Here is a 10,023-nt window from a genome sequence, read left to right as displayed (position 1 = left end):
CTCCCGGAGTGTCCGCTCCGGGAGCCTCGGGGGCCCGTCAGTTCTGGCGGCGGCTGCGCACGCAGCGCGCCGCCCTCGTCGCGGCGGTCGTCGTCGCGCTGCTCGTCCTGATCGCGCTCGGCGCGCCCCTGCTCACGGCACTGGAGGGCCAGGACCCGACCACCTACCACCCCTCCCTGGTGGACTCCGCGCGCGGGGGCGTACCCATCGGGCCGCTCGGCGGCATGAGCGGTGACCACTGGCTCGGCGTCGAACCGCAGACCGGACGCGACCTGTTCGCCCGGCTGACGTACGGCGCGCGCGTGTCGCTGGGCGTGGCGCTGGCGGCGACCGTCGTGCAGGTCGCCATCGGGATCACCATGGGTGTCGCGGCCGCACTCGGGAAGCGATGGGTTGATCAACTGTTGAGCCGGTTCACGGACATCATCGTCGCGATGCCGCTCATGATCATGTCGTTGGCGCTGCTCGCGATCGTGCCGTCGAGCTTCCCGCGGCCCGTGCTGGTCGCGCTCGTCGTCGGCCTGATCGGCTGGGGCAACATCGCTCGGATCGTGCGCGCGCAGACGCTCACCCTCAAGGAACTCGACCACGTCGCCGCCGCCCGGCTCAGCGGCTGGGGCACCTGGAGCATCGCCCGCCGCGAGCTGCTGCCTGCGATCGCCGCGCCCGTCATCACGTACGCCGCGCTGCTCGTCCCGTCGAACATCACCGTCGAGGCCGCGCTGTCGTTCCTCGGCGTCGGCGTGAAGCCGCCGACGCCCTCCTGGGGGCAGATGCTCACCGCCGCCGACGTCTGGTACCAGGCGGCCCCCCAGTACCTGCTGCTGCCCGCGGGCGCGCTGTTCGTGACCGTGCTGGCCCTGACCGTCCTCGGCGACGGTGTGCGCACCGCGCTCGACCCGCGCGCGGCCTCACGGCTGCGCGTCGGGACGGGGCGGAAGCGGGAGTCGAGGGCGGCCGAGGGGCGCGAGCGTGACTCCGAGGCGGCCGGGGGAGGTGCGGCATGAGCGGTCTCACCGGCTTCGTCCTGCGCCGGGCCGTCGGCGCCGCGGTCACGCTGCTCGCCATCTCGGTGATCGTCTACGTCGTCTTCTACGTCACCCCCGGCAACGTCGCCCAGATCACCTGCGGCCCGCGCTGCTCACCGGAACAGGTGGACCAGGTCGCCCGGCAGCTGAACCTGGACGACCCGCTGTTCGTTCGGTACTGGCACTTCCTGCAAGGGCTCGTCGCCGGCCAGGACTACTCGACGGGTACGTCCGTGCAGCACTGCTCCGCGCCCTGCCTCGGCCTGTCGTACCAGAGCGACCAGCAGGTCACGCAGCTGATCTGGGCAAAGCTCCCGGTCAGTCTGTCCCTGGTGGCCGGCGCGATGGTGATCTGGCTGATCCTCGGCGTCGGCACCGGCGTGCTCTCCGCCTGGCGGCGCGGCCGGTTCTCCGAGCGGGTGCTGACCGGCATCACCCTCGCCGGCACGGCCACCCCGGTCTTCGTCATCGGGCTGGTCCTGATGATCGTCGTCTGCGGGGAGCTGCGGTTGCTGCCCTTCCCGCAGTACGTCGCCCTCACCGACGACCCCGAACAGTGGGCGTGGAACCTGGTGCTCCCCTGGCTGTCACTGGCCCTCATCGAGGCCGCCGCGTTCGCCCGGCTGACCCGGGCGTCGATGCTGGAGACGCTGGCCGAGGACCACATCCGCACCTTCCGCGCGTACGGCGTCGGCGAACGGTCGATCGTCGGACGGCACGCGCTGCGCGGGGCGTTCGCGCCGGTCATCGCGCTGAACGCCAACAATGTCGGGTCGGCGATCGGCGGCGCGGTGCTCACCGAGACGCTGTTCGGCCTGCCCGGCATCGGGCAGGAACTCGTCCATGCCGTCAACGTCGTCGACCTGCCGGTCGTGGTCGGCATGGTCCTGGTCATCGGTTTCTTCGTGGTCCTCGCCAACGCCGTCGCCGACGTGCTGTACGCGGTGGCCGACCGACGGGTGGTGCTGACATGAGCCTGGTCGACGTGACCGACCTGAGTGTGGACTTCGGCGAGTTGCGTGCCGTCGACGGACTCTCCTTCCGTCTGGAACAGGGCGCCGCCCTGGCCCTGGTCGGTGAGTCCGGCTCCGGCAAGTCGACCGTGGCGTCCGCCCTGCTCGGCCTGCACCGCGGTACGGGAGCGCGAGTCGGGGGCTCGGTCGAGGTGGCCGGCACCGACGTACAGCGGGCCTCCGACGAGGAGCTGCGGCGGCTGCGCGGCGGGCAGGCCGCGATGGTGTTCCAGGATCCGCTGTCCTCCCTCGACCCGTACTACGCGATCGGTGACCAGATCGCCGAGGTGTACCGCGCGCACGCGCGGGTGTCCCGGCGGGCGGCACGCGCGCGTGCCGTCGACGTCCTGGACCGGGTGGGCATTCCGGACGCGGCCCGACGGTCCCGTTCGCGGCCGCACGAGTTCAGCGGCGGTATGCGCCAGCGCGCCCTGATCGCCATGGCGCTCGCGTGCGAACCCCGTCTGCTGATCGCCGACGAGCCGACGACCGCCCTCGACGTCACCGTCCAGGCCCAGGTCCTCGACCTGCTGCACGCGCTGCGCGAGGAGACCGGCATGGGCCTGCTGCTCGTCACCCACGACGTGGGCGTCGCCGCCGAGAGCGTCGACGAGGTGCTGGTGATGCGGCACGGGCGGGCCGTCGAGCACGGCCCGGTGTCGGATGTGCTGGGCGCGCCGGCCCAGCCGTACACCCGGGAACTGCTGGCCGCGGTGCCACGCCTGGACGCGCCCCGGAAGGTCTCGTCGGCGCCCGAGGAGGTCGTGCTGGAAGCGACCGGCCTGAGGCGCGTGTTCGGGCGCGGGAAGCGGGCGTTCACGGCCGTGGACGATGTGTCGCTGACCCTGCGGCGCGGTGAGACGCTCGGCATCGTGGGCGAGAGCGGCAGTGGGAAGACGACCCTGGGGCGCATGCTCGTCGGGCTGCTGGAGCCGACGGCCGGATCGCTGCGGTTCGAGGGCCGCGCACACACCGGGGTGAACCCGGCCGTGCAGATGGTCTTCCAGGACCCCGTCTCCTCCCTCAACCCCCGCCGCAGCGTGGGCGAGTCCATCGCCGATCCGCTCCGCGCCCGGGGCGAGTCCGAAGAGGGGCGCATCCGGGAGCGCGTGGCGGAACTGCTGGAGCGCGTGGGGCTCGAAGCGGCGCACCATGACCGCTACCCGCACGAATTCAGCGGCGGTCAGCGCCAGCGCATCGGGATCGCGCGGGCGCTCGCGGCCGACCCGCGCGTCATCGTCTGCGACGAGCCGGTCTCGGCCCTCGACGTCACCACCCAGGCGCATGTGGTCGACCTGCTGGGGGAGTTGCAACGCGAACTCGGGCTCGCGCTGGTCTTCATCGCGCACGACCTGGCCGTCGTACGCCAGGTCAGCGACCGGGTCGCGGTGATGCGGGAGGGCGGGATCGTCGAGGAAGGGCCCGTCGCCGCGGTGTACGGGTCGCCCCAAGAGCCGTACACCAGGCAGCTACTGGCCGCCGTGCCGGCGCTCGACCCGGAGGCCGCCGCGCGACGTCGCGCGGAGCGACGGGAGTTGGCCGCGGCATGACGATCCGTGTCCGCTTGATCTCCTAGCGCGACGGAACGCGACCCGCACGGGAAAGTTACGACCGTTCACCCCTTTTGGTGGTGCGACGGACAACCGTCCGTCGTACCACCGCCTTGACCGCATACGTTCGTCCCGCTGCGAGCCGCCGGACAACGGCGGCTCCTCATACGGGAGATCGGGGGTGCACACGTGCGCATCGGACTGCTTACGGAGGGTGGCTATCCGTATGTGAGCGGTGACGCCAGGCTCTGGTGCGACCGGCTGGTGCGCGGGCTCGCACAGCACGAGTTCGACGTCTACGCGCTCAGCCGCAGTGAACACCAGGAGGACGAGGGCTGGACCCCGCTCTCGCCGAACGTCCGCAGGGTGCGTACCGCATCGCTGTGGATGGCCGAGGACGACGGAGTGGTCCTCGGTCGCCGCGCACGCCGGCGGTTCACCGAGTGCTTCGGCGAACTGGCCGCTGTGCTGTGCGGTGCGTCGTCCGAGGGCGGGACGTCGACCCCCGAGGCGGACCGTTTCGCCAACGCTCTGTACGGCCTCGCCGAACTCGCCCGCGAGGAGGGCGGCCTTGCCGGAGCTCTCCGCTCCGAGGCCGCCGTGCGCGCGCTGGAACGCGCCTGTCGTGCGCCGGGCGCCCACCGCGCCGCGCGTGAGGCTCGCGTCCCGGATCTGCTCGCCGTGGCCGCGTACCTCGAACGTGCGCTGCGCCCCCTCTCCCTCGACTGGTACGAGGACGACGGACTGGGTGCGGTCGACCTCTGTCACGCCGCGTCCGGCGGCCCGGCCGCCCTGCCCGGCCTGCTGGCCCGCCACTTCACCGGCGTGCCCCTGCTGGTGACCGAGTACGGCGTGCGCCTGCGGACGCACTACCTCACCGCCCCCGACGCCCCGCCCGCCGTACGGTCCCTGCTGGCTGCCTTCCACGGCAGGCTCGCCGCCGAGGCCTACGGACAGGCCGAGGTCGTCACCGCAGGCAACACGCATGCCCGCCGCTGGCAGGAGCGCTGCGGTGCCGACCGCGAGAAGCTCCGCACGGTCTACCCCGGCATGGACGCCCGGCCCTTCGCGGAGGTGGGCGAGTCCGCGGAGTGCGCCGACCCGGACGCGCTCGTCTGGGTCGGCCGCGTCGAGCCCGCCAAGGACCTGGTCTCGCTGCTGCACGCCTTCGCCGAGATCCGCAAGCAGGAGCCGAAGACGCGACTGCGGATCGTCGGAGCCCCCGCCGGTGCCGAGGGCGCGGCCTATCTCGCCCACTGCAGGGCACTGGCTGACCATCTCTTCCCCGACGAGGCCGAGGGACCGCACGCCGCCGGCCACAACCCGGTGTCGTTCGAGGAGGTCGGCGGGCCGGAACTCCCGGCCCTCGCCGACGCCTCGGGTGCCGTGACCGTCCTGTCCAGCGTGGTCGAGGGCTTCCCGATCGGCCTTGTCGAGGCCATGCTCTGCGGGCGCGCGACGGTGTCGACGGACGTCGGCGCGGTCGTGGAGGTCATCGGCGGCACGGGGCTGGTCGTGCCCCCGCGCAATCCGCGAGCGCTCGCCGAGGCGTGCGTCGCGCTGCTGCGCGACCCGGAGCGCCGTGAGCGCCTGGGCGCCGCCGCCCGGGCCCGTGCCCTCGAACTGTTCACGGTCGAGCAGAACATCGAGGCATTTCACAGCATTTACCTGGAGATCGTCTCGCGCGCTCCCGTCCGCCGTGTCGTCCTCGACGCGGCGGGGGAGCCGTTGCCCTTCGCGGTGCCCGCCGAGGCCCGTGTCCCGGTCCGCTGGGCCGCCCCGACACCCGGCCCAGCCGCCCGCAGCGGCCCCCGCTGGGCCGGAGACAGTCCCGCACGAACCACCACTCCCGTCCCCGCCCCGGAGAGAGCGCGATGAACGACTTGGGCGAACTGGACCGTCCTGGAACACCGGCCGGCCCGGGAGCATCGAATGCCCCCTCGGAGCAGGCACTCGGCCCCGCGACCACGGCCTCCCCGACCATGGCCTCATCGGCCCCGGAACCGGCCCCGGAACCGGCCGCCGACCGTGAGCCGTCCGTGAAACAGGAGCCGGCCGCCGACCGCAAGCCGCCCTCCCCGCGCCGCGGTGCCGACCCGGTGAAGGCGCTGATGCACCGTCACCGGGAACTCTGCGAACGCGCGGTGGACCCGCTCGAGATCGCGGCGGGACTGGAAGCGCACGGCATCACCGAGCGGACCGCGGCCCGCTTCCGCCACCGGGACGTCTTCTCCCTCGCCGAGGAGATGTACGCACGAGTCACCCGAGAGGGGGACGTACCCGCGTCCCCGGCGCCCGCGACCCCCCGGGCGCGTGCGGACTGGGTCCTCCTGACGCTCCTGCCGGGCGCGCTGTGCGCCGCCGCCGTGACCGCCGCGCACCTCACCCACGGCCGCTCGCGCCTGTTCGCCGCGGCAGCAGGCATCCTCGCCGTGGGCCTGGCCCTCCGCGCGGCCCTCCGCCGAGGCCCCTTGAGCAGGGCCGACCACAGCGCCCCCGGCGGCAGCACCCTCTGGGTCTCCTGGCTCATCGCCTACTCCCTCCTGGGCAACGGCCTGCTCGACAGTGCCGTCACCGGCGGCCCCGACGGTCTGCCCACCGGTGCGGCCGGCGGCCCCTGGCCTCTCACGGTCGCCCCCGTTCTGGCCCTCGCCCTGGCGTGCGCTCCCGCGGCCTGGATCGCCCACCTCTTCACCGTGCGTGGCCGCCGCAGGCTCGCGTCAAGCCGCGGCCTCGAGGACTTCGCCGCCGCCGTACGACCGCTCGTACTCGGCACCTTCGTCCTCTTCCTGGGCGCCCTGGCGGCCCTGCTCGCCCTCTGCGCGGCAGTCCTCGACGAGCCCGCGGGCTACGCGGAGGCCCTCGCCCTGGGGGCACTCCTCTTCATCGCCCGCCTCCTCGCCACCCACGGGTTCGCCTACGCCCCCGCCGTGGCCCTCACCGCGACGGCCACGGTCCAGGCAGCCGTCCTCGCCACGGTCTTCATCGCCCGCCTCCCCGGCCTCGGCTTCCTGGGCACCCCCGTGGAGACCCTCGTCACCCTCTGGGGCGCCGGCAGTGTCCCCACCCTCGCCTGTGGAGCGGCGGCCCTGGCCCTCCTCGTCCACGCGACGCGCAAGCTGACCAGGGCCTCGGCCCACGCACCGCCCTCCCCCTCACGGTGACCGCCGCGGGAGCCAGGACCGCCCGAACCCGCCTCAAGCAACCGGCGATCCGGGCCCTCGAAGCCTTCGGCGAGTGACTCCCGAAAAAGCCGTCACCCCCAAGCGCCGCACCCCAAGAGCCGCCCCCTAGAGCCGCTCCCCGAAGAGCCGTCACCCCGTAGCCACAGACACCGGCCCACCGCCGGAGGCACCCGCCCCGCCCCATCCCGCCCGCCCCGTACCAAGGAGAACCCCGATGACCACCCACCCAGGAGTCCCAGCCGCCCCGGGAGCCGTGCGATGAGAGTCCTGCTGATCGGAGCCAACGGCTACATCGGGCGCTTCGTCGCCGACCGTCTGCTCGCCGACCCGGCCGTGCAGCTCACCGCCCTCGGTCGCGGCGACGACGCCGACGTCCGCTTCGACCTCGCCTCCGGCAGCCCGGGCGCCCTCACCCGCTTCCTCGACGCGGTCCACCCGGGCGTCGTCGTCAACTGCGCGGGCGCCACCAGGGGCGGTGCCCGCGAACTCACCCGCCACAACACCGTCGCCGTCGCCACCGTCTGCGAGGCCCTGCGCCGCAGCGGCTGCGGCGCCCGGCTGGTGCAGATCGGGTGCAGCGCGGAGTACGGCCCCAGCCAACCCGGCTCCTCCACGGCCGAGGACGCCGTCCCCCGGCCCGGCGGCCCGTACGGCGTCAGCAAGCTCGCCGCCACCGAACTGGTCCTCGGCTCCGGCTTGGACGCCGTCGTCCTGCGTGTCTTCTCACCGGCCGGACCCGGCACCCCCGCCGGCTCCCCGCTCGGGCGTCTCGCCGAGGCCATGCGCCGCGCCATGCAGTCCGGCGACGGCGAGCTGAAACTCGGCGGCCTGGGCGCGCAGCGCGACTTCGTCGACGTCCGCGACGTGGCCCGTGCCGTCCACGCCGCCTCGCTCTCCGCCGCGCAGGGCGTCATCAACATCGGCTCCGGCCGTGCCGTGCGCCTGCGCGACGCCGCCGCGGTCCTCGCCCGCGTGGCCGGATACGGCGGCGCCCTCCACGAACTCGACGGCCCTCCCGGCGCCCTGCGCCCGGCCATCGGCCACCCCCGCCCGGAACCGGACCACGCCCCCCAGGTCGCGTACCCGTACCCGGACGGCTGCGGCAGCTGGCAGCAGGCCGACGTGCGCACCGCACGCGACCGGCTCGGCTGGCGCCCCCGGATCGGCCTCGAGGAGTCCCTCGCGGACATCTGGATGGAGGCGGCATGCCGCATCTGACGAGCACACGACGCAGCTCCGGCACGGAACTCCGCCCCGGTGTCGGTGTCCCCGGCTATGCCCACCCCCTCCTCGCTCCTACCGAGTGGGGCGAACTCACCCGCCCCGGCACCCCGCTGCACTGGGTCGTCCTCAACGTGGCCGACGGCCCCGGCGCACGCCCCGACCCGCACTGCCTGGAGGCGGCAGGCCGTCTGCGCAACGCGGGCGTCCGGGTCCTCGGCCACCTCGACACCCGGTACGGCACCCGGAACTTCGGAGAGCTGATCTCGGACGCCCACCGGTTCGTCGACTGGTACCAGGTCGACGGCTTCCTCCTGGAGCGCTGCCCGGCGGATCACGTCGGGCTGCCCGAGGTGCGCCGCACGGTCGCCACGCTCCGCGTGATCCGTGACGAGGCCCACATCGTCCTCGGCCACGGCATCCACCCGCACCCGGGGTACGTCGAACTCGCCGACCAACTGGTCACCTTCTCCGGTCCGTGGAGCGACTACCGCTGGTCGCAGGTGGCCGAGTGGACCACCGACCACTCGCCCGAGCGCTTCTGCCATTTCGTCCACGGAGTGCCCCGCCCTCATCTGGGGGAGGCGCTGCGCATCGCGCGCTGGCAGGGCGCCGCGACGATCTACTTCACCGACCGCACGGACCGCACGGACTGCGGCGGACCCACCGATCCCTGGGAGGCCATGCCCGGCTACTGGGACGAAATCGTCTCGCGTGTCGGAACGGGTGTCTCGGAATGAAAAAGCACATGGCACTGTTACGGGGAGAACAACCGTAGTGATTGACCGACCAACGGAGTCCCCGTGTCGCTGCCACCCCTGGTCGAGCCGGCTTCCGAGCTCACCGTAGACGAGGTCCGCAGGTACTCCCGCCACCTGATCATCCCCGACGTCGGGATGGACGGGCAGAAGCGGCTGAAGAACGCCAAGGTGCTGTGTGTGGGCGCCGGCGGCCTGGGCTCGCCGGCGCTGATGTACCTGGCCGCCGCGGGCGTCGGCACCCTCGGCATCGTGGAGTTCGACGAGGTCGACGAGTCGAATCTGCAGCGCCAGATCATCCACAGCCAGGCCGACATCGGCCGCCCCAAGGCCGAGTCCGCCCGTGACTCCGTCCTCGGCATCAACCCGTACGTGAACGTGATCCTTCACGAGGAGCGGCTCGAGGCCGACAACGTGATGGACATCTTCAGCCAGTACGACCTGATCGTCGACGGCACGGACAACTTCGCGACCCGCTACCTGGTCAACGACGCCTGCGTGCTGCTGAACAAGCCGTACGTCTGGGGCTCGATCTACCGCTTCGACGGCCAGGCCTCCGTCTTCTGGTCCGAGCACGGCCCCTGCTACCGCTGCCTCTACCCGGAGCCCCCGCCCCCCGGCATGGTCCCCTCCTGCGCCGAGGGCGGCGTCCTGGGCGTGCTGTGCGCGTCCATCGGCTCCATCCAGGTCAACGAGGCCATCAAGCTGCTCGCCGGCATCGGCGACCCGCTGGTCGGCCGGCTGATGATCTACGACGCCCTGGAGATGCAGTACCGCCAGGTCAAGGTCCGCAAGGACCCGGACTGCGCGGTCTGCGGCGAGAACCCGACCGTCACCGAGCTCATCGACTACGAGGCCTTCTGCGGCGTCGTCTCCGAGGAGGCCCAGGCGGCGGCCGCCGACTCCACGATCACTCCCAAGCAGCTCAAGGAGTGGATCGACGACGGCGAGGGCATCGACATCATCGACGTCCGCGAGCCGAACGAGTACGAGATCGTCTCCATCCCGGGCGCCCGGCTGATCCCGAAGAACGAGTTCCTCATGGGCACCGCCCTGGAGAGCCTCCCGCAGGACAAGAAGATCGTCCTGCACTGCAAGACGGGTGTCCGCAGTGCGGAAGTCCTCGCGGTCCTGAAGTCCGCGGGCTTCTCGGACGCGGTCCACGTCGGCGGCGGCGTGATCGGCTGGGTCAACCAGATCGAGCCGGACAAGCCGGTGTACTGAGCCGTATCCGGCCTCCCTTTCCGAGCGGCGGGGGCTTCGGGCAC

At 72.7% G+C, this 10,023-nt stretch carries 8 protein-coding genes; all 8 read left to right on the top strand.

Annotated features, from left to right (window positions below; genetic code table 11):
- Positions 1-8 precede the first annotated feature (8 nt).
- The gene (locus tag ACFTZL_RS34010; protein WP_382590859.1) at positions 9-1,007 is read left to right on the top strand and encodes an ABC transporter permease; all 999 of its coding nucleotides are present in this window, start codon (positions 9-11) and stop codon (positions 1,005-1,007) included.
- Complete coding sequence (locus ACFTZL_RS34005) at positions 1,004-2,002, top strand: ABC transporter permease (RefSeq protein WP_382590856.1); 999 nt, start codon at positions 1,004-1,006, stop codon at positions 2,000-2,002. The genes ACFTZL_RS34010 and ACFTZL_RS34005 overlap by 4 nt, the downstream gene beginning before the upstream one ends.
- Positions 1,999-3,591, top strand: coding sequence for a dipeptide ABC transporter ATP-binding protein (locus ACFTZL_RS34000; RefSeq protein ID WP_382590854.1), 1,593 nt, complete (start codon positions 1,999-2,001; stop codon positions 3,589-3,591). The genes ACFTZL_RS34005 and ACFTZL_RS34000 overlap by 4 nt, the downstream gene beginning before the upstream one ends.
- 189 nt (positions 3,592-3,780) lie before the next feature.
- Entirely contained in the window at positions 3,781-5,469 is a 1,689-nt protein-coding gene (locus ACFTZL_RS33995) for a DUF3492 domain-containing protein (RefSeq protein ID WP_382590851.1), read from the top strand.
- Positions 5,466-6,755 (top strand): hypothetical protein, encoded by a 1,290-nt coding sequence (locus tag ACFTZL_RS33990; RefSeq protein ID WP_382590848.1) that lies wholly within the window; start codon positions 5,466-5,468, stop codon positions 6,753-6,755. Before ACFTZL_RS33995 ends, ACFTZL_RS33990 begins: the two co-directional genes overlap by 4 nt.
- 279 nt (positions 6,756-7,034) lie before the next feature.
- A complete protein-coding gene (locus ACFTZL_RS33985) occupies positions 7,035-7,994 on the top strand; it encodes an NAD(P)-dependent oxidoreductase (RefSeq protein WP_184590714.1) in 960 nt (319 codons plus the stop codon).
- Complete coding sequence (locus tag ACFTZL_RS33980; protein WP_382590844.1) at positions 7,982-8,737, top strand: spherulation-specific family 4 protein; 756 nt, start codon at positions 7,982-7,984, stop codon at positions 8,735-8,737. Before ACFTZL_RS33985 ends, ACFTZL_RS33980 begins: the two co-directional genes overlap by 13 nt.
- 63 nt (positions 8,738-8,800) lie before the next feature.
- Positions 8,801-9,979: an adenylyltransferase/sulfurtransferase MoeZ gene (gene moeZ / locus ACFTZL_RS33975; protein ID WP_184590710.1), complete on the top strand. Its 1,179-nt coding sequence runs from the start codon at positions 8,801-8,803 to the stop codon at positions 9,977-9,979.
- Positions 9,980-10,023 lie beyond the last annotated feature (44 nt).

This window comes from Streptomyces sp. NPDC056948 (genome assembly GCF_042674225.1).
In the GTDB taxonomy this organism is placed as follows: domain Bacteria; phylum Actinomycetota; class Actinomycetes; order Streptomycetales; family Streptomycetaceae; genus Streptomyces; species Streptomyces purpurascens.
This window is presented reverse-complemented; position numbering and strand designations above follow the sequence as displayed.